This is a genomic window from Thermoplasmata archaeon (assembly GCA_038874435.1).
Classification (GTDB): Archaea; Thermoplasmatota; Thermoplasmata; order Lutacidiplasmatales; family SKW197; genus SKW197.
On sequence record JAVZCK010000016.1, the window covers coordinates 1 to 21,215 of the forward strand.

Consider the following 21,215-nt stretch of genomic DNA (forward strand, 5'->3'; position numbering starts at 1 on the left):
CATACGAACCATTTAACAAATACATGAAAGTATGGTTTACTCCTCTGATTTCATTTTCTCTGTGGAAAATTGGTAAGGGACAGCGTAAAAGCTTGTGTGGCTCATACCAACCTTCCGAAGTCATGAAGTTGGCGAAAAGCCCAAATATTATTTTGTATATGGCAAAAACACCCGGCTTAGCTCAGACTGGTGGAGCAGGGGACTGTAGAAGTGCTGTTGGCACCCGCCAACTGCCCCTGCTGGCATCCCAAGGTCGCTGGTTCAAATCCGGCAGCCGGGACCAATTTCAAAAAAGAGATGTAGAGACAATGAAAATTAGAGCTTATTTTTTAATTCCTCAACAGGTTGCAGGGACGATTACAAAGGACCCGAAAAGCCCTGGGATTCTAGCTTGTGAAAATTTTTCTACCGACGATGTTGAAACCGAGATTTTAGCTGTGATAACGAGGAGTTTCAGGGGTTGTGTTTGGAAAATACCCATTGCTATCACCAGACATGTCGATTTACTAGAAGATGGAGATGCAGTGCAATTTGTTGAGGGAGGAATTGAAGTTTCTGGTATCGAGTGCAGACATGTGGTCTCTGCCTTTATCAGAAAGCAAGGAAAACTCTTATTGCTAAAGCGAAGTGAAAAGGTTGGGTCCTTTCGTGGAAGGTGGGCGACGGTTTCTGGCTACATTGAGGAAGGAGATACACCATTAAGCAGAGCAAGACTGGAAATTATGGAGGAAACTGGAATAAGGAAAGCTGTATTGTTGAAGAAAGGGGAAGTTGTACTAGCACGCAGCGGCAACAGAGTTTTTGCAGTTCATCCTTTTTTATTTGAGACGAATGAAGAGGTAATACTTGATTGGGAACATAGTGAATATAGATGGATTCAGCCCATGGAAATAGACAGTTACAATACTGTGCCTAAACTCAAAGAGGCACTGAGAAAAGTATTGTAAGACCTTTACATCCTTTGGTTTCCCATTCCATCTATGGTAATCATTATATTTTTCTGTAGCTAACCCAATAAAGGTAATTGATATGGCGAAAAGATTGCAAAGCAAAATTGCTAGGGTATCCCTATTGAAAATTGGAATTGTGGTAGCTGTGTTGGTGGTGGCAGGATTCTGTGCCATTTTTGTATGGAGCCTGCTTGTAACTGATACAACAGAAAAGCGAGAACTTGACCATATAGACATAGAGGTGCGATATATAAAAACTGGCTGCACCTACGTGTTCAACATCACAGCTTATGATACTGTTCTTAACCCACTAGAAGGTGTTGAAATTCATTTAATAGGATGCGGTGTTGATGAGACAAAAATTACTGCTAAGGATGGTAAGGCACAGTTTTCTATAACACCTTTACTGCCTCAAAATGTGAATTTTGATGAAATTCAGGTAACTGCGAAGTACATGGGCGCACACCCAAAAATTCTCAAGGGAGTCATTTTTGTCTATGATTGAGACCTCTATTTTTCTTTACCTTCCTTCTCCCTCATGGCATACCTTGCAGCACCAACAGCGTTCACAATTTGCGGCTCTGGTGGCACAAACACATCCGCATTCACTGTCTCCCTAAATGCCCTCACAAACCCTTTGTTCTTTGCCACACCACCAATCAACACAACTTTCGTTGCAGAAGGCACAATCTCTGCTACCTTCTTTGCAAAAGAGTAATTAAGTCCTGTTAGAACATCCTCTGTCCTTGCTCCATTCGCCAGATGAGAAAGAATTTCAGAGAGGGCAAAAACAGTGCAGGTATTGTTAAGGTAAATTATCTTTCCTTCACTCACATTTTCCAGCGTCTCAAAGTCAAGCCCTAAATAGGAAAGAATAAACTCAAAGAATGCACCTGTGCCAGCAGAGCATTTGTCGTTGATGTAGAACCTGTTTTCCCTTGAATCCACAACCTTGATGTCCTGCCCGCCAATGTCCACAACCACCTCACAATCTGGAAAATAATACCTTGCTCCCAGCATCGCAGCAGTAATCTCTGTGATTGTGAACTCACTTTTAATTTGCTTCCTGAAGTAGCCAGTGGTGCACAGATTGCTGTTTATGTCTGGAATCAGCCCCCTGTTTTTTGCTGTTCTGGCAATCTCTACCCTGACAATCTCCGCCCCTTCCATTTCCACAAGCTTCGTGTATGTGCTTCCCAAGTCAAGTCCGATAAATTTCTCCATAATCAGTGCCTGAAAACCCTCCAGCCAGTGAACACCATTGCCATTCCATACTCATTAACTGCATCTATTACCTCTCCATCCCTTATTGAGCCACCTGGCTGAATCACTGCAGTTATTCCAGCTTTTGCTGCAGCATCAATACCATCTCTGAATGGGAAGAAACCATCTGAGGCCATCACTGCACCCTTTGCTTTCTCACCTGCTTTCTCAGCTGCAATTTTAACAGCCATCACCCTGCTCGTTTGCCCTGGACCTATGCCAACTGTCTCATGCTCTCTTGCGAACACAATTCCATTGCTCACCACATGCTTCACGACCTTCCAGCCAAAGAGCATTGCTGCAATCTCCTCATTTGTGGGCAGACGCTTAGAAGCACATTTCAGTTCGTGTTCGTCCAGCGCCCGGGTATCCCTCTGTTGCACAAGCAGACCCCCACCCACCTTTTTCATCTCATAACCCTTCATCTCTCCACAACTGCCAGTTCTTAACACCATGCTTTTCTTCTTTGCAAGGACCTGAAGGGCTTTTTCTTCGTAGTCAGGTGCAATTATCGCATCCAGAAAATATTTCTTCATCTTCAGGGCACAATCCTCAGTTACAGTTGAATTGAAAGCCACAATGCCACCATAGGCAGACAGTGGGTCACCTGCAATGCAACGCACAAATGCCACACTGGAGTCCTCACCATTCGCCACGCTGGAGGGATTGGTGTGTTTTACAATTGCACAGGTTGGTTCTGAGAATTCGGTAACAATGTTCCACGCAGCATCAAGGTCAAGGATGTTGTTGTAAGAAAGCTCCTTTCCCTGGATTTTTTCAGCATTGGTGATGCAAGGGAAATCCACATTGGGTTCAGCATAGAATGCAGCTTTCTGGTGCGGATTTTCCCCATATCTTAAACCAAGCTTCTTTTCAAACACAGCGATAAATGTATCCGGGAATTCCTCGCCAACAAACTTTTTCTGGAAATAGTTGTAAATGGTTGCGTCATACACTGCAGTGGTGCGAAACGCCTCAACTGCAAGCTTTTCAAGTGTGTTTTCACTTAAACCACCGTTTTTCCGCATCTCTTCCAGCACTGGCAAATACTGTTCCTTTCTTGTGACCACTGCCGTGTAACGGTAATTTTTAGCAGCAGCCCTTATCAATGATGGCCCTCCAATATCAATGTTCTCAACTGCGTCCTCCAGCCTATGCTCACCCCTTATTGTTCTCTCAAATGGATAGAGGTTTACACACACCATCTCAATTCTCTGGATGCTATGGTTTTTCAGCTGGCCAAGATGCTCCTCCTTATTTTCAGCCAGTACACCACCAAAAATAGAGGGATGCAAGGTTTTCACACGGCCATCCAGAATTTCAGGAAAACCTGTGACGGAAGATACATCTCTCACAGCAATTCCCGCATTTCTGAGCAAATTTGCAGTTCCACCTGTGCTTATAATCTCCACGCCCATCTCTGCAAGTCCTTTCGCAAACTCAGTAACTCCTGTTTTGTCTGAGACGCTCAACAACGCACGATAAATTTTCAGCATTTTTTCACCTTTACATCTTTTTTATGTTTTTTGGTGCTGGTGGCTGGCAGTACATTGGATTGCATTGGGTGGCGGGTTTCCGCATCAAATAATTTTCCCAGCCAGAAAACTTCAGAATTGGCTTCAACGCTTTCTTCCCATGCACCCATCTGTAGTAGAGGAAGTAAGCAAAAACGCTTCCAAGCAACATGAATGGCTTTTTGTTTGGCTCAACCCAGCATTTCACATTGTGCTCCCAGCATTTTGCAATAAATTCCCACTGTAGTTCGTTCAGGTCGCTCAGGTCAGCATGCTTCTCTCTGTGCAAAATGCAATCCTCCTCACTTGTGAACAGCAACGGCACATAGAAAATCTTCATGTCCTTCAGTTTATCCAGCAACTCAAGAGTTTTAATTGTATCTTCTGGGGTTTCTCCTGGCAATCCTGTGATTAGCGTACCAAGTGGATACATCTTATTGTCGTTCATTATTTTTATTGCCTGCACAACCACTTCCTGCCACTGTTCTGGCTTGTAAGGAAGCATCTTTCCACGCATGTATTTTTCCATAAGCCGCTCGCTCCCTGTCTCAATCCCCACTTCAACAGTGCAGTAAGGCGAACCGTTTACATCTTTCCACCTGGACTTCTCAACCAGTAGTGGACAGATTTCCTCCATCATTTTCGGGTCATAGACCACAGGAGCAAGAGACGCATGAGCAATCTGGATTAACTCCACACCTGGAGTGTCGTGCACCGATTTTATCAACTTCACAATGGCTTCTCTATTCGGGATAAATCCGGGCTTGGCGTGGTAAAGGAACACATCGTCTGTTTGGAGCGAAATCATTTTTGTTCCGTTCTTGGCATTTAACTCCACTTCTTTCATTATGTGTTCAAGCGGAAATGAGTGGCGCTGTCGCATTGTGGGAGAGCAAAAGGCACACCCCCTACCACAACCTCGCATTATTTCCACGAAACCGTAAAGTGAGGGTCTTTTTATCAATGGAATGGTCTCTGGCTCTGGCTTTTTGCATGTAACCACTTTTGGCAGTTGCTCCCCATTCACTGCCTTCTTGAAAAGTGAGACAACCTCTGCTTCTGCCTCGCCCATCACAATTGTGTCAAGCCCCAGTTTCTCCTGCAAACCAGCTTTCTGCACCTGCCAGGCACCACTACCACCCAGAATTTTTTTAACTGGATATCTTGAGAAAACAGGGTTTGCAAGTAAGTCCTCAAACTCTGCTGCAGACATGGATTTGCCGCTAACTGCCACAAGCCCTGTGTAAGTGCGGCTCACGAACCCAATCCCGAGCGGGTCCATGGAAGTAATACCCACAACCTTGGTGTTCTTTCCAACAAAATGCTCAAGCATTGTGGGGTAAACAGTAACCACATTTTCTTCGCCAAATTCTTCAATAAGCAGTGATTCTACCTTCCTCAACCCATAAGGTGCAAATTTGGCTGTGCCATCTGGGTTAAATGGAGTTGGAGGATACCAGTACTTGCGAAGCATGTCTTTTGGCACAATTTTTGAAGGAAAACCACCGGTAAAAGCAATGAAAGCATTGAGATTGAAATCACTCATTTCTATAGCAGATGCAGTTAGAACAATTTTTTTTCCCTCGGTGCTGCCATGCCCGTTATTGTTTTTGCCAAACATGGTCTCGCCAAATCTCGGATTACCTCGGAGAAATATATAATTTTCCACGGTAACTTTGACCTGTGGTTTCGGAACCTACCTCGCAACTTATTTATATTAATTTGTTAATTATAGATTGAATGGAGAACCAACAAATTAACCTCATCCTTGAAGACAAAATTCTCCTTCATCTACTGGATTTTACTAAGTATAGGGGTAAGTTTGAGAGCCCGAGTGGCGTGACAGTGGTAGGTATAAGCAGAGCATTGCGTGTCCACCCTAGAATTCTTCCACCCATCCTGGATAAACTCAAATCCGTAAATCTGGTATGCGAGGAATGGAACTGGGTTGTAGGGTGCAATGCCAAGAAAAAGGTGTATTTTTTGACACCTACAGGTATCACTGAGGCCAAAAGGATTCTTGAAAATCTGAAAAATCGGTCTGTGAGAATCCGTCATGGTAACAGAGAATTTGATGCAAAATTCTGCGATGTGAATTCAATTTTAGGCATGAACATGCGAACTGTAGAGATTCTATGCTGTATGAGTGATGATGGTTGCATAGACCTCAACATGCGGAACCGAATGATAAGATTTTAAGCCCCCATGCCCACTTTTGGCTTTTGTTATTCCAACGCGAGAGAGTGAGCAAATTATAAATCTAAACCTCTTTACCCGCTTGATACCAGAAGAGCAAACCGATAAAAAATCCAAATTGGAAAATAAAAAAGGAAAGTTTTTACAATTTGGGAAGACCCAGGAACTCTGTTGCCATTTCAAGGAACGTGTAGTCCCTTACCCTTGTGAGATGTTTCACGGAGTACAACACAGTGGTTGTGGTCTCAACCATCTTCGGATTTGCCTTTGCAATCACACCTAACCTCTTTCTGTGGCACTCAACATACTCTCCATAGGAGCGATGTGCTGACAGGTACACCCCATCCGTGTTGCTTGCCACTGCAAAGAATGCAGGTATCTCTGTGAGTGCTTCGGCGAGAATACTGTTTTTCTTTTCCATCTCAATCCCTATGTTGAAGCGATCGTGGGTAAGAGCCACAACTTCCAATCCAAGTTTCTCAAGGGAAAGGTCCCTCGCTGGTAAAATCACTTTGTTTGCAAACCGCCTTCTCATTGATGCCACTGCCTGCCTTGAGAGCTTTGTTTTATCTGAAACCACCACGTCTGTGCCTTCTGGCGCTGCAAGGAAACCTGCAACGCCCATCCTCTCTTTCTTTGTAAGCGAAATTACTTCCTTCACGCTAAAAAGAGGATGTGGCTCTAGTTTTCTCTCACTTGCTGGCACATCAAGGTCGAACATTGCACTGACCACTGGAGAGAAGTCAAATAAATTGAACACATAGGTACCTTCCGCTGGGAAAAACACTGTGTTCCAGTTTTCAAACGAGAGGCCTTTTGCCTGCATATTCGCCTTCAATTTCTCGTTTGTTTTTATGGCAGTAGTGTAGTTTTTCTCATACCCAATTGCTATGTCTGCAATGCCATCAGTAAGCAGGTAAAAGGTGCTTTTTCCAACATCCTTGTAAAAATTCTCGCCCACACCTTTTCCGAGCCGATTCAACGACCCATAGCTCACTGTCAGCAATTCTGCACCCATATTAGGTAAGAGAGCAATATTTACTCCCCTGTAAATCCCCATATTCCTCAATCTTCGTCTTATTGCCGTCACTGTAGAAAGCTTCAGTTTGGTCATTTTCGCAATGTCTTTGTCTGTTGAACTCGGATATTTCGCGATGTAATACAGAGCATATTTCTCCTTTGGTGTTAAGATGTCCTTTCTCCGCATGTGCATAAGTATATCATAGAGAGATATTAATTTTTTGGTTTTGACATGAGCCTCTATTATTCTAAATTTTAGATTTATTGCTATTTAGATTTGTTATTGAGTCTATTAGCACATTCCCTATCCCATCCCCAATAACCTTTATTTATACTCTCAGTTATCAGGTAACTATGTACCTGCGAATTTCCAAATCTGAGCTGGCTAAAATCCCCTCAAAACTTACGAAAGAAAAGGTTGCGGGCTTGATAGACCACACGGAGCTCAAACCCCATGTTCTGACAAAGAAAATTCATTCCTTATGTGACGAGGCAGAAAGATATGGATTTGCATCCATTTGTGTGAATTCTGCACGTGTAAATGAGGCAGTGGAATACATTAAGGCAAAGGAGTACGATGTGCTCGTGTGCTCAGTTGTGGGCTTCCCGCTTGGACAGATGAAAATTGAGGCAAAGGCATTTGAAACAAAGCTAGCAGTGGAAGATGGTGCTGAGGAAATTGATACTGTGATAAATGTAGGAAAACTGAGGGAGCTAAGCACTGCGAAAGGTGAGGAGAAAGAGAAGATACATGCCTACCTTTTAAAGGATGTTGGAGAGGTTGTGAAAGCAGCGGATGGCAAAACTGTGAAGGTAATTTTAGAGACAGGTTTTCTCACAGACGAAGAGATTACCGAGGGCTGCAAGATAAGTGTTGAGGCGGGTGCCCATTTTGTGAAAACATCGACTGGCTTTGGGCCAATGGGCGCGCTTCCTGCACATCTGAAGTTGATGCGAGAGACAGTTGGTAGAAAGAAAGGAGTGAAGGCATCTGGAGGCGTTACAAATTTTCTTGATATGTTGCGATGCATCTATGCTTGTGCAAATGAGGATGAACTTCTAAATCCAGTTTACTTTAGAGTAGGCACAAGCTCTGGCATTAACATCGTGAACACTGTTTCCTGGCTCAAATACACTGATAACTGGCTTATTGATGAGGTTCCATGCAGATACTGCCCGAGTAATTTTGTGTCAAAGTTGCCAGAGGAGATAAAAGAGTATTATGTGGCAAAGTGCAGGAATTGCCAAATTCTGACGCCAGTTGAAATTGAGGAAAGGAGGAAGCATCACAAACTGTAGGAGGCGAAAAAATGAATGGATGGTGTGGAAAATTATTGAGAGTCAACCTTACTGAGAAAACTGCGAAAGTTGAGAAATTAGACGAAGAAATACTGCGAAATTTTATTGGTGGCAGGGGTTTAGGTGCAAAGCTTCTTTTTGATGAAGTGAAGCCGGAGACAGAACCACTTTCACCTGAAAATAAGCTGATTTTCACAGTGGGACCACTCACAGCTACAGGTGCACCGACTGGTGGTAGATATTCAATAACAAGCAAATCTCCGCTAACTGGGACAATCTTTGATTCGAATTCTGGGGGGCATTTTGGCCTGGAAATTAAAAAGGCGGGTTATGATGCAATTGTGATTGAGGGGAAAGCAGAAAAACTCACTTATCTCTTTCTTAACGATGAGAATGTACGATTTGAAGATGCTTCCAGCATGGCAGGATTGGATACACATTCAACCACGGAAAAAGTGCTCTCAGAAACAAACGAGAAGGCAAAGGTGGCTTGCATTGGTCCAGCTGGCGAAAAGCTAGCGTTGGTCAGTTGCATAATCAACGACAAACACAGGGCAGCAGGTAGAGGAGGACTGGGTGCAGTTATGGGTTCAAAGAAGCTGAAGGCAATTGCAGTGCTGGGCTCAGGGACACCTGTGATTACACATCCAGACAGATTTGAGGCAGCGAAAAAACTAGCTCTGGAGGCAATTGCGAAAAACCCAGTGACAAAAGATGCATTGCCAAATTATGGGACTGCTATTCTTGTGAATATCATCAACGAAATTGGGGCATTGCCCACAAGAAACTATCAGGAAGGAACTTTCAAGGATGCGGATGCAATCTCTGGTGAAACTCTACGTGAGCGAATTTTCGTGAGGCGAAGTGCGTGTGCACACTGTCCAATAGCGTGTGGGAGAGTAACAAAAGCAGGAGGCGAGGAAGGAGAGGGGCCAGAATATGAGACAGTTTGGGCTTTTGGTGCTGATTGTGGCATTAACGACATTGAGAAGATTGCTCTCGCCAACTACAAGTGCAATCGCTATGGGCTGGATACGATTTCAACCGGCGCTACAATCGCCTGTGCAATGGAGTTGAGCGAGAGAGGTGTGATTACTGACTACATAAGATTTGGAAATGCAGATACAGTGCTCCAGCTCATTGATAAGATTGCAAATTTGGAGGGAATTGGAGAAAAGCTAGCAAAGGGCTCGCTCAGATTTGCAAAGGAGTATGGCGCAGAGGAATACTCAATGAGTGTGAAGGGATTAGAATTGCCAGCGTATGACCCTAGAGGTGTGCAGGGTATGGGATTGTCCTACGCCACTTCCAATCGTGGTGGCTGTCATTTGAGGGGTTACATGACTGCACCAGAAGTGCTTGGTAATCCCTACATGACTGACAGATTGAAAACCGAGGGAAAGGCAGGGCTCACTGTGTTGCTCCAGAACATCTCTGCGGCTGTAGATTCACTCGTGCTTTGCAGATTCTCACAGTTTGGTTTAAATCCTGAACATTATGCAGAAATGCTTTCCGCTGCAACTGGCGTTGAATACACAGACACCGATTTGTTGCTTGTGGGTGAAAGAATTTACAATCTTGAACGGCTGTACAATGTGAGAGCTGGTGTTGTGAAAGACACGCTGCCAAAACGGTTACTCACGGAAAAGCTGAAGGAAGGCCATTCAAAAGGGTATGTCGTGGAGCTGGAAACCATGCTAAAGCAATATTATGAAATAAGGGGCTGGGATGAAAATGGTGTGCCAAAAGAAGAAACGGTAAAACGAGTTGGTTTGTAAGGTGAGAACATGCTCATAGAAATAGAAAAACTAACAATAGAGAGCTTTCTTGAAATTTTTGAGAAAATTCAGGAAATAAAGAGGAAAGCAGGGATAGAAGGTGTCTTGAACAATCCCCCAGACCTTCTTGAGCGTGCAAAGCTTTATGGAATACAGTATAAAAACGGGTCCTGGGGCTGGGCTTCCAATATCTGGAGCAGAAGTGCAGAAGGAAGTGTGGTGATAGAGAAAAACGAGGACTTGAAGCTAGAACACAAGGAATTGATGCGAACTGTGCTTGAGCAAATTCTCTGCAGGAAGCTCATCCGGGTAGATGCAACTCTTGGAATGCCTGGAACTCCTGTAGCAATGCATGCCCGACTTTATGAGGATGCCCAATTTCCAGACATTGCCTTCCGCTGGAAGGAACTGAATTTTCCAGCATCACCAGATGAGAAGCCAGATGCTATAATCTTCCACATTCCCCACTATCTGGAAAATCCAAATGTGCCTGGGAAAAAAGAGATGTTAAAGGTACTTCGTTTTCCCAACCATAATTACACAATTATAACAGCCACTTCCTATCAGGGGGAGGTGAAAAAAGGTTTCTTGACTCACTGGATAAACTTTGTTTACCAGAAAGGGGGCACAGGTGAGCATGCCTCCCTCAAGGAATTTACAGTGAAGCGGGTGGATGGCAGCGAGAAGAGAATTGCAATGTGCGTCTGGGGATTAAGCGGGAGTGGTAAATCAACCCATGGGCTTTACATTCTCAACGAGCGCACCAACAAAATCTTCATTGAGAAATTCGGAATAGACATGGCAAAATATGTTTACAATCAGGTGATAAAGAACGATGACATCGTAGCAATCTTCCCAGACAGGGTTTATGGCTCAGAAAAGGGCTCATGGACGAAAACCGAGGATGTGGATGAGAATCAGGTTGCAATGTACACTGCAGGCATGTCACCAAGAGCACTCCATGAAAACACGGAGTTTGACGAAAATGGAAATGTGAGCTTTGCTGGCAAGCTGTTCCAATACCATGGAAAACTCAACCGCAATGCAAGAAGTGTTTTCTATCTCGAAGATACTGGCTACTACGATGGGAATGTTAATTCTAGTGTGCCCCTTAACATGGCGGTTTTTATTAGCCCGGGATACACATCTGACTATGCATGGGTGAAAATAAGCAACCCAGAATTTGCAGCGAAAGTTCTGGCAGATGGGAGGACCATTGGGCATCCAGCCCAGAGTAGGGTAGGTGTAGGGCAGGAGAAGTATGAGAGCAGGTATTGTCTGCCTTTCACGATGGGTGCAACCAATGCCCAGCATGTGACAAGATTCTACGAGTTTTTGGTAGCAAGGGAGAAAGAGCCAGTAGATGTTTATCTGATCAATACAACCGGTCGTATCGGCGCTGAATACGAATGGGTAGAAAGAGAGATTGGAGGCAGAAAGTTGCTTGTGCCCACTGCAAAATTCGTGGAAAAGGACGGAAAAAAGAAGCCTGTGGGAGGCACAGGCCCAAGCATTGAGGAGACCGAATTGTTTCTGTTCCAGGCAGCTAGAGGTGCTGTGAAGTATGCTCCACATCCAATTTTCGGAGACAAAGTGCTGGTGCCAGTTCATGTGGAAGGTCTCACTGAAGAGAGATTGAAACAGTTTGACCCATTCACTTATCGTACAAGAGAAGAAATGCAAAAATTGCTGCGAGCTCAGATTGAGTTGAGCAAGTATTACCTCTCAATCCAGTGTCCAGGCCTACCTGAAAAAATACTGAATGCGATGGATTTCTGAAGGCACCACTACCTTTAATATTCCCTCTTCCTTCTCCCGTGTGTGAAAGCATGCACTGTGAGATGTGTGGGATGGAAACCAAGGTTCTAAGAAAAGTGCTTGTTGAGGGCACTGTGCTATCACTTTGTCCCAAGTGTGCGAAATATGGTAAGGAGATATCGGAAGCACCCAAATCCGAAATTCCTGCACCTTTCAGGAAGCCCCAGGAAAGGCAAGAAGTAGACATCTATTCAAAAATGCCAGAAGAAGAGCTTGTTGAGGACTACAATGAACGCATCAGGAAGGCAAGAGAGGCAAGGGGCTGGAGTCAGGAAGAACTTGGAAAACGCATCAACGAAAAAAAATCCATAATTGCAAAGATTGAAACGAAGGAGTTTAGACCACCAGATGCACTTGCAAAAAAACTCGAGGCAACGCTCAACATAAAGCTTCTCGAAAAAGTTAATGAAAATGTGGCTCTAAAAACATCTGGAAGAGACAAAACACTCACACTGGGAGATATGATTGTAATAAGGGAGGAGAAAAAGAAGAAATGAAGGAAACCTTTTCAGGCTTCGCCCGAAAAGGTTTCATCCAAAAGATGGTAAGACCCAAAATGGATAGGTTCGGGGAACCCTTTTGCTCGCTAACGCTCGCAAAAGCGTTCACGGAAAAAAATGGCAAAAGGGTAAGTTCGGAGATGCTGAAAGCATCCCCTTAGCACAGGTACCATGGGGTGCCAACCCTTGGGGGTTACCGTAAGGGGCGCAGCCCCTCGTGGTACCGTAGGGTGCAACCCCGATCGTAAGACGGTCGTCCAATCTAGAAAAAATTGTTTGCTTCGTTCGGGGATGCCAAAGGCATCCCCTTTACACAGGTACCGTAGGGCGGTTAGCCCCGTTACTTTATTATTTTCAGTGTCCTATTTGTCTTCTCAATGCTCTTGAACTTGTCTGTCTCCAGGTTCATCATTGCTCTAATTGCATCCACATTCTCTGGCACAACATCGCTTTCCTGATGCACTGCCTGGGTGTAGTAGAGTTCCCTACCGACAACACTCACACCATCCTGCCAGACAGGAATCTCATAGAGGTCTCCTCTGGGCCTTCCGAGGTCCTTGGCATACTCCATCAACTGGGCAGTAGATTCAAATCCATGTTTTGAGTTCACAAGAATCACTCTTGTGGATTTCTTCCAGATATTGATTACATCCTCGGTTTTCACTTCCTTTTTCAATGTAACCATCACATTGTGCAGGTGCATGATTGTAGTGGGCACAACCACAGCCATGCTGCTGATGTTTATGCTCGGCACAACGCTCTGGACATCTGGACCATGATGCGAAGGAACTTTCACTTCTGGCTGAATTGCGTTTATTGGTCCCTTCTTTGAGTCATTTGGGTCTGTGGCTCTGCGCACTAGCACTACTTTCACATTCTCAATTCCAATCTCGTTGTGTATTGGCACAAGGGTTCTCAGTAAGCCAGTGGTATTGCATGAGACCACACGAACATACTTTGCCCCGATGCATTTCTCATAGTTTGCAAAGGCATTGAATGAAAGCCCTGTAAGTTTGTGTTTCTCTCCACCTTGGAATATTGCCGGCTTTCCCAGTTCCTCATAAACCTTCTTGTAATCCTCACCAGTGGTGCCACCATCTTTCTTCTTGCCAGGTGTTGCATCTACGATGATGTCCGCTTCTTCGAATAAATCTCTAGCAACCCCTGCCACCTCAAATCCTGCATCCTTGAATGCCTGGATTTTGTCCTCACTGGCTGCATAAATCTTGAAGCCCTTCTGCATTGCTGTTATGCACTCGTATGTGGGCCTTGTTTTCACAACCCCGATAATCTTCATGTCGTCCTGCCAGCTCACTGCATCCGCCACTCTCTTTCCGATGGTTCCATATCCGTTTATTGCTACCTTCACGACCATGTTAATCCCCTTGAAACTGCAATACCAACGGGATAATTAAACTTTCTCCCATGCGTTAAGATTAGTTTTATATATCACAATTCAATGGTGGTTCAGTGAGAACATGCAGACCAAGAATGTGATAAAATCTGTGATAATGCTGGGCGATGCGGCTGTAGGAAAGACAAGCCTTGTCAGAAGGTTTGTTGTAGACCAGTTTGATGATACATACATCACAACACTGGGTGCCAAGCCAATGGAGAAGGATGTGAAAATTGTAGGTAAAGACGCAATTGTGGAATTGCGAATGATAATCTGGGATATAATGGGACAGAAGGACTATGAAAGGGTTCATAAGGACATGTTCGAAGGTGTCAATGGTGGCATCCTTGTCTGCGATGTGACGAAGCCAGAGACACTGAAAAACCTTGGAGAATACTGGATTCCAAAATTTTTTGAGTATGCTGGAAAGGTTCCCCTAGTGTTGCTAGCTAATAAGGTCGACCTAAAAGACCAGATGAAAATTAATATAAAAGATATTCAGGCTCTCCTTGCTAGCTTCCAAATGAAAGATGGATGTTCACCACCTTTCTATCTGACATCGGCAAAGACAGGCGAAAATGTCCAGGTTGGATTTGAGAAACTTGGAGAACTTCTGATAAAGGACATGGGTCTTCTTTAGAGCACAATGAAAAAAATAACGGAACATCCGCCTGAAACTCTCGTGGAATTGATGGATATCATTTTAAGTAGAGTGTGCAGTGGACTAAAAAGCTCAAGAAATTTGCTGGCTAATGCATGCACTGAAATGGAAGGGTTCAGAATAGACCCTGATGCCCCAGAGCCAGAGAAAATTGAGATTTTAATCAATTATGTGGAAACGCTTAGGGATGAAAATGGAAATGTGATTTTTTCCAGCGTAGAAATTGAGGAATACAGAGCCTTCCTCAAAAAATTGACAGAACAGGAGCAAATGAAGTGATGCCTCCAGATATAGTTGTCCCGTTTGTAGATAGAAAGCAGGAGCTTAAAATTATTCAAGAACTGATTGAAGAGGCAATATCTGGTAGAACTGCTGCACTACTTATAAAAGGAGATGTGGGTATCGGAAAAACAAGATTGATGGAGCAAACTTTGGAAATCGCTAAAAATAAAAATTTCCAATATGGAGTTGGACACGGAGTAAAGGGTGTTAGGATTCCATTCGTAACCCTCACCGAATGCTTCTCAGAGCTAGGAATTGAGCATTTGCTTTCACCCCAGAAACCACCAAGAGTGGACTGTGTCTATCTATCTACAGATCGGGGACTTCTAATTGCAAAAGTGGAGCGAGAAAATTTTCAAATTAAGCCAGAAATCTTTACGGCAATGCTTGCTTTAGTAAATCGCTTTGTCCAGGACTCAATGAAACTTATTGACCCAAGTGCAGGTGGTGGACTTGGACGGCTTGAATACGAAGGTTGGTGGATTGTAGTGGAACGCCTCGGCAACCTAAACCTTGTAGCCATTCTTTCTGGCAGAGAAACGGAATTCCTAATTGAAGACATGCGAAATGCTCTTTTCAACATCCAAAGAAAGTATGGAAAGATTCTAAAAAATTGGAATGGAGATGCAGATGCAGTAACAGGCATAGAGGAAGAATTTCGTTATTTAATTACATCTGGCAAATACGATGGGATAGATTACGGAAAAGGGGACTTTGCTGCCCAGAGAACTACATTGTTTGAAAATGTGACAAGAGGGGTTTGCAGAATTGCCTCTGAAAAACCAATGCTAATTGTCATAGAAAATGTCCAGTGGGCTGACGAGTCCACTATTTCTATGGTTTCCTATCTTATCCAGAACATCCGAAACTCTAATCTGTTTGTGCTGCTCACCGCAAGAACCGACGAATTTGCTGGAAGTTTCGCAAATGATGTATTGGGAGACCTTGTGAATGCTGGAAAAATGCAGGAAATAGAGCTCGGAGAACTGTCAAAAGAAAGTGCAGTAGAAATCTTAGAGAGCATTGCAAAGGGAATCGGGAAAAATGAGGAAGTTGTGTGTGAAATTCTTTCAGAAACTGGTGGAAACCCGTTATTTCTGATTGAAATTACAATGTACATGATTGCAGAACGTGAGATAATCGAGGAAAATGGAAACTGGAAAATCGTGAAAAAGAAGGAACACCGCCTACCTAAAAAGGTGGAGGAGATTTTCAGACGAAAACTTGCAGGGCTGGGAGAACTGCGAGAAATTGTAGAATGTGGTTCTGTGATTGGAGAGTCATTTAACCCAGAAATTGTAGCCACGGTGTTCGGAATTGACAGATTTCAGATGCTCAGAAAATTGCGGAACATAGAACATTCTGGGCTCATCACATTTGTAGGCAACGATTGCGCCTTTGCCCACACACTTGCGAGAGAAGTGACTTATCAGTCAATTCCACAGCCAATGAGGGCAATGTACCACGAAAAAGTCGCCGAAGCCCTTGAAAAAATTTACAAGGATAGAATTGAGAGCATTTTGAGCAGGATTGGCTATCACTATTACAAAGCAGGGAATTCTGGTAAAGCATTGCCTTACCTTCTGAAAGGCATCAAAAATGCAGAAACAAAATTTGCAAATGAAGAAGCCCTACAGTTAATTGGTTATGCAAAAGAACTTTCTGAGAATGATGAAAGTTTGAAGGAAGTATATGTTGGACTTCTTGAAAAAGAGGGAGACATTTACCAGATCACTGGCAGATACAAAGAGGCATTACAGGTATATTCCACACTGCTCCAGTTCACCTCAGCTCCTGAGCGAATCTACAGAAAGATTGGGGAATGTGCTCATGCCACTGGCAACTATGAGGAAGGGTTAGAGTATATAAAAAAAGGACTGGAAAATGTGGATAAGTCAAACAGGGAATATGGAAGATTGCGGCTGCTGGAGGGCACAATTCACTACAGGAAAGGAGAGATAGAGGAGGCACAACAAATTTATCTGGAAATACTTGCCGTGTTTGAGGAATTTGGGGCAGAGGATCGAGATAGGGCTTTGTTGCTTAACAACCTCGGAAATGTGTATTTTGAAAAAAGAGAGTTGAAGAAAGCCCTGGATTACTACAGATTGAGTTTAGGAATAAGAGAGAAAATAAACGAGCATCTAACAATTGCTGGTTCCTACAACAACATAGGAATTGTTTACAGATACATGCACGAGTACAGCACAGCTCTTGCCTACTTCCAGAAGAGTTTGAAGCAAGCTGAAAAGTGTGGGCATCTCTGGGGCATGATTTTCCCATTGGATAACATGGCAGACCTCTACTTCGCAATTGGTGATTTGGATAATTGTATGCAAACCTACAAAACAGAAATCCAGTATCTTAAAAAGATTGAGAACCTGCACGCGTTAATCAATACTTATGGGAAACTCGCAAAGGCATTTGCTAAGCATGAACGATTTAATGAGGCAATGGAATGTCTTGTTGAATCTGGAGGTTATGTGCTGAAAACAAACAATCCCTTGCTTCTTGCTGGACATTTTCTAGCACATGTGGCGGTTTACAGAGAACAGGAAAAATATGAGAGAGGACTGGAATTTGTGGATAAAGCATTGCTGGAACTGAAAAAGGTAAAGAACGACGAACGAGGTAAAATACTACTTTTGAATGCCATTTCAGACAAGAGCGACTTGCTTTGCTCTCTGGGAAGAAAGGCAGAGGCAGAGAAAATTTGCACTACCATTTTCAACAACTTTTCAGCAATGGATGTGGCAAAGGCAGCGGGTTATGCTTACATCACCTATGGTAAGATTCTAGCAGACCAAGGAAAAATTGGAGAGGCAAGAAGCAAGTTTTATCAGGGAGTGGAAGCGTTGATGCTTTATGGTGGAGAATACAGAACTGCATGTGGTTATCTTGCATGGGGAGAGGTAGAAAAAGGTGCTGGTAATCGAGAGGAGGCAGATAAACTCATAGACAAAGCGATCAAGATGTTTAGCATGATGAAAATCAAACGAAAAATAGAGGAGGCGAGAAAGCTTTTGGAAAGTTAGCTTTCCTCTTTTTTCGAAGAATGAGAAGTGCAAAGTTGCAAATAACCAGCACAGAAACTTGGACTATGGATAGCTCACTAACTGGACTTCCTAGGGGATACCAATCACTTGCTCCAGCCCCACCATTAATTGGGTAGGCATTCGCAGTGCCGTTGCCATTGCCATCCCAGTTACTCCAGTAGTTTCCTTCCAGAGCTGTGTTGTCATACCAGTAGTTACTGCCGACATCGTCGTAGGCTTGGCAATTGCCAGAAACACCTTTGCCTGCACCGTTGTTGCCGATGAAGTTGTTGTGGTGAATTGTGTTGCTGGTAGAACCAGATGTGATATTCATGCCGTAGTAGGTATTGTTGCAAATCCAGTTGTTGGTTATGTTGTTGTTGCTTGATGAATACAAGGAGATGCCATAATAGTTGTCCGAGGCATTGTTGTTTGTGATGTTGTTGTTGCTTGAGGAAGACAAGCGGATGCCATCTATGGAGTTGTCTGAGGCATTGTTATAGGTTATGATGTTTTTGATAGAGGCCCCCAAGAAGATGCCGAGGTCGTTGTTAGAAGCTGTGTTGTTGGTTATGGTGTTGCTGTCTGAAAGGTAATCCAAGACGATGCCGTATTTGGTGTTGCTTGAGGCAGTGTTGTTGATTATGGTGTTGTTGCTTGAGTAATACAAGTAGATTCCACTGTCGAAGTTACCAAAGGCAGTGTTGTCAGTTATGGTGTTATTGCTGGAGCACCACAAGTAGATGCCATTCCATGAGTTGCCCGAGGCAGTGGTGTTGGTTACGGTGTTGTTGCTAGAGGAACTCAAGAAGATGCCATTGATGTTGTCAGAGGCTGTGTTGTTTTCCAACACTCCGTTCTTTACATTATTTAGTGCAATGCCTGCACCATTGGGTTGAGTGTCTGTACTTGTTGCATAATACACATTACAGTTTCTTATCACAAAATACACATCAGTGTTCTCTATCCAGATGCAATAAGTGCCTCCATTCGCATCTATTTCCCATCCTTCTATGATGTATGGATCACTCTGAGTGCCAGAGCCACCAACAACACCATTATCTGGAGTAAATTGGCTATTTTCATTTATGTGTATCGGTACATGCGGTGTGACCCTTGTTCCACCATTTGCCGCAGTATTTTCATGCCAGATTTTTCCTGCCCTGTAAGCAATCTCGCTTGCGTCCTTCTGTCCGAGCCAGTTACTCATCTCAAAGTAGAATTTGGAGTTTCCATCAATGCCTGGTAGTGTGTCAAGCCCAACACTGAGCTCAATTTTTCCATCGCTCAAACCATGAGCAATGTTTGGATTCTGGATTTCCTCTGCCTTAACACCATTCTCCCACTTCCATGCCTTTGCACTGATTACCTGCCCATTCCTCCCTTGTAACTCAATCAGATAACCATGGGAAATCATTGCTGGATTGAAGGTGTTGATTGTAGAGTTCATCAAATCAATGTAAACTCTTGCCACATCCATGCCCAGATTTTCTTTTATCACCACTGGCATAGATGGTCCTGGCTGCACTGGTGGTCTGGCACCAAGCACAGGAATTTCGCAGCCAGCAAGCATTGTGCCATCTACTGCCATGTAGAAGTAGGCATTGTTTGTTATTGCACTTGCATACTCCAGCAAATCAATGTTTTTATCAGCATCACCAGGCACATCTACACCTTTCTGTACACCCTGCCAGTCACCAAATGCACCGTCTATAACAATGCCCGAAGGCAGAGAACCAAAGTATGCTTTGCCACCATTGCCCACAATTCTGTAAGGGACATTTGTGTCCATGCTGGAAACTGCAAACGCATACGCATTACCATCACTCAAGCTCTTCGCCTTGCATCTCACAGTAAGTTCTTCGTTCACTCCCAAATCTTTCTTCGGCAAATCCAGATTTGCATTCTCCACGCTCAAACTCTCCACATGCACCGCCTTGCCCTTTGCAACCAATCGCAACTCTAGCACATCCTCGTCTGCATTCACCACATCACTGCCAATAAAATTCTGGTAAACCACCAAACTTCCTTCTGTTTTGCTCACTAGGGCCATGCCCCGTTTCTCTGCATAAGCACTGCTCTCATAATGCCGCATCAGCACCAAACTCACTGGGTTCTTCAAGCCAGCAATTTTGGCATAGCCCTCAACAATGTTTGTGCTCTTTTCAACTCTTACCTCGCCAGCATTCTCCCAAGCACTGTAATTCAATTCTGGCTTCGAGGAAGCACTCTGCTCAATGAATCTTGAGGCAACGGCAGAGCGGATTTCACCCGCATAACCAGAAACTTCAATCTTCGCATCTGCACCCAGATTCTCTATTCTGTAGCCAGTGTTGGCATTTGCATCTGTATCTACAAAAATTATCAAAGCATCGTAGCCATTGTTAGCACCATTGAACAAACTGCCAGATACTTTAGCATAGAAGTAAACTCTATCGCTTTCATAGTAAACACTGTATTCGTTCAGGTTTATATCTGGATCTACAGCAACACTTGTATCTGCATAACTTGTTATTCCTTGCCAGTCATCAATTTTACCATCTACCTTTATTTTTGTCTGTGGCTGGAGTGCATACCAAACTATTAATAAAGAGGCAATCAACAGAACAACACTAATGAAAACACCAACTATCATATTTTTTTTAGTTGTTTTCTCTTTTCTCTTTTGATATCTAACCCCATTGATAAAGCTCTCTTCTTTGTTTTTTGTTCTTCGCTGCTCTAACTTCGTTTCTTTGCCCTCAACTTTCTGGGGCTCTACACCTACTCTCTTTTGTTCCTTAGGTTCCTTTTCTACATCTTCTAAAATCTCCTTTATTATACTGTCAAGGGTTTCTACTTTATTGGGTTCGACATTATCTATTCTATTAGGAGTGAGAAATGCTCCACAAGATGGACAAAAGGTCTGGCTCTCATCCACTCGCTTGCCGCATTTCGCACATCTTACAAAAACCTTCACCCCAACATGGGTATAATCCCCAATCTTCATTAACTTCACATACTCTAATAACAAAGCTCTCTCTTTCTCCTTAAATATCTTCGGAGGAGCATAAATAAGAAATACTGAATCATGTAGAGATACAAAATCAGCCATTGCTTTCACAAATTCAAGGAGTTTATCAAAATCGTTCCTAGACATAAGAAGAGAGATAGCATCAACCACAACAACGGACTTCTTGTGATTTTTAACAAACTCTAGAATTGTTTGAGTAACTTCAAATTCCAATCTCCTTGGATCCAGGGTTTTGTGTTTCTCAGTGGGAGATGTGGTGAGCCAGTATCCCTCTTCCTTCCTCAACCATGGAAACTCTTCAATCAACAGGTCTGGGTTCCGCTTTGTAATATAAATTAATTTAAAGCCCCTAGAAACTATCTTTTCTGCCACTAAATAAACTGTACTCTCTGTCGTGCTCATGTATCCTTTACCAACGTCCACAGAGATTTCTTCAGGGGGCAATTTATTACCTCCTAGTCTTGTTTCGTCAGGTAAAACTTATATATAA

16 protein-coding genes and 1 tRNA gene are annotated in these 21,215 nt (G+C 43.5%); 11 read left to right on the forward strand and 6 right to left on the reverse strand.

Annotation, left to right across the window (positions count from 1 at the left end; all coding sequences use genetic code 11):
* The first annotated feature begins 170 nt into the window (after nt 1–170).
* The 3 genes from QXD64_06715 (at nt 171) to QXD64_06725 (ending at nt 1,455) form a co-directional block, all read left to right on the forward strand.
* Nucleotides 171–283: transfer RNA gene (locus QXD64_06715), tRNA-Tyr, on the forward strand.
* A 25-nt stretch (nt 284–308) separates the two neighbouring features.
* Nucleotides 309–947, forward strand: a complete 639-nt coding sequence (locus QXD64_06720; GenBank protein ID MEM3397003.1) for an NUDIX domain-containing protein — start codon at nt 309–311, stop codon at nt 945–947.
* Between the two features lie 82 nt (nt 948–1,029).
* Nucleotides 1,030–1,455, forward strand: coding sequence for a hypothetical protein (locus QXD64_06725; protein MEM3397004.1), 426 nt, complete (start codon nt 1,030–1,032; stop codon nt 1,453–1,455).
* A gap of 5 nt (nt 1,456–1,460) precedes the next feature.
* Here QXD64_06725 and QXD64_06730 read toward each other — a convergent pair whose 3' ends face one another.
* From QXD64_06730 to QXD64_06740, 3 genes are read right to left on the reverse strand one after another with little or no spacing between them, the layout of a single operon-like run.
* Nucleotides 1,461–2,174, reverse strand: coding sequence for an acyl-CoA dehydratase activase (locus tag QXD64_06730; GenBank protein ID MEM3397005.1), 714 nt, complete (start codon nt 2,172–2,174; stop codon nt 1,461–1,463).
* A 2-nt stretch (nt 2,175–2,176) separates the two neighbouring features.
* A complete protein-coding gene (gene purH / locus QXD64_06735; protein ID MEM3397006.1) occupies nt 2,177–3,709 on the reverse strand; it encodes a bifunctional phosphoribosylaminoimidazolecarboxamide formyltransferase/IMP cyclohydrolase in 1,533 nt (510 codons plus the stop codon).
* Between the two features lie 10 nt (nt 3,710–3,719).
* Nucleotides 3,720–5,348 (reverse strand): radical SAM protein, encoded by a 1,629-nt coding sequence (locus tag QXD64_06740; GenBank protein ID MEM3397007.1) that lies wholly within the window; start codon nt 5,346–5,348, stop codon nt 3,720–3,722.
* A gap of 119 nt (nt 5,349–5,467) precedes the next feature.
* Here QXD64_06740 and QXD64_06745 point away from each other — a divergent pair, with 119 nt between their 5' ends.
* The gene (locus tag QXD64_06745) at nt 5,468–5,926 is read left to right on the forward strand and encodes a hypothetical protein (GenBank protein ID MEM3397008.1); all 459 of its coding nucleotides are present in this window, start codon (nt 5,468–5,470) and stop codon (nt 5,924–5,926) included.
* 139 nt (nt 5,927–6,065) lie between these two features.
* Here the strand turns inward: QXD64_06745 and QXD64_06750 are convergent, their stop codons facing one another.
* Nucleotides 6,066–7,130: a helix-turn-helix domain-containing protein gene (locus QXD64_06750; protein MEM3397009.1), complete on the reverse strand. Its 1,065-nt coding sequence runs from the start codon at nt 7,128–7,130 to the stop codon at nt 6,066–6,068.
* A 167-nt stretch (nt 7,131–7,297) separates the two neighbouring features.
* Here QXD64_06750 and deoC point away from each other — a divergent pair, with 167 nt between their 5' ends.
* From deoC to QXD64_06770, 4 genes are read left to right on the forward strand one after another with little or no spacing between them, the layout of a single operon-like run.
* Nucleotides 7,298–8,242: a deoxyribose-phosphate aldolase gene (gene deoC / locus QXD64_06755; GenBank protein ID MEM3397010.1), complete on the forward strand. Its 945-nt coding sequence runs from the start codon at nt 7,298–7,300 to the stop codon at nt 8,240–8,242.
* 11 nt (nt 8,243–8,253) lie between these two features.
* Entirely contained in the window at nt 8,254–10,020 is a 1,767-nt protein-coding gene (locus QXD64_06760) for an aldehyde ferredoxin oxidoreductase family protein (protein MEM3397011.1), read from the forward strand.
* Between the two features lie 9 nt (nt 10,021–10,029).
* A complete protein-coding gene (locus tag QXD64_06765; protein ID MEM3397012.1) occupies nt 10,030–11,799 on the forward strand; it encodes a phosphoenolpyruvate carboxykinase (ATP) in 1,770 nt (589 codons plus the stop codon).
* A 50-nt stretch (nt 11,800–11,849) separates the two neighbouring features.
* Entirely contained in the window at nt 11,850–12,335 is a 486-nt protein-coding gene (locus QXD64_06770) for a multiprotein bridging factor aMBF1 (protein MEM3397013.1), read from the forward strand.
* A 343-nt stretch (nt 12,336–12,678) separates the two neighbouring features.
* Here QXD64_06770 and QXD64_06775 read toward each other — a convergent pair whose 3' ends face one another.
* Nucleotides 12,679–13,713, reverse strand: a complete 1,035-nt coding sequence (locus tag QXD64_06775) for a type II glyceraldehyde-3-phosphate dehydrogenase (GenBank protein ID MEM3397014.1) — start codon at nt 13,711–13,713, stop codon at nt 12,679–12,681.
* 103 nt (nt 13,714–13,816) lie between these two features.
* On the opposite strand from QXD64_06775, the gene QXD64_06780 reads away from it, so the two are divergent.
* From QXD64_06780 to QXD64_06790, 3 genes are read left to right on the forward strand one after another with little or no spacing between them, the layout of a single operon-like run.
* A complete protein-coding gene (locus QXD64_06780; GenBank protein MEM3397015.1) occupies nt 13,817–14,374 on the forward strand; it encodes a Rab family GTPase in 558 nt (185 codons plus the stop codon).
* Nucleotides 14,375–14,380: 6 nt separating this feature from the next.
* Nucleotides 14,381–14,674: a hypothetical protein gene (locus tag QXD64_06785; protein ID MEM3397016.1), complete on the forward strand. Its 294-nt coding sequence runs from the start codon at nt 14,381–14,383 to the stop codon at nt 14,672–14,674.
* On the forward strand, nt 14,674–17,712 hold the full coding sequence (locus tag QXD64_06790) for a tetratricopeptide repeat protein (GenBank protein MEM3397017.1): 3,039 nt from the start codon (nt 14,674–14,676) through the stop codon (nt 17,710–17,712). The genes QXD64_06785 and QXD64_06790 overlap by 1 nt, the downstream gene beginning before the upstream one ends.
* Here the strand turns inward: QXD64_06790 and QXD64_06795 are convergent.
* Entirely contained in the window at nt 17,669–21,169 is a 3,501-nt protein-coding gene (locus tag QXD64_06795) for a NosD domain-containing protein (protein ID MEM3397018.1), read from the reverse strand. The two genes, QXD64_06790 and QXD64_06795, sit on opposite strands and share 44 nt — an antisense overlap.
* Nucleotides 21,170–21,215: the final 46 nt, after the last annotated feature.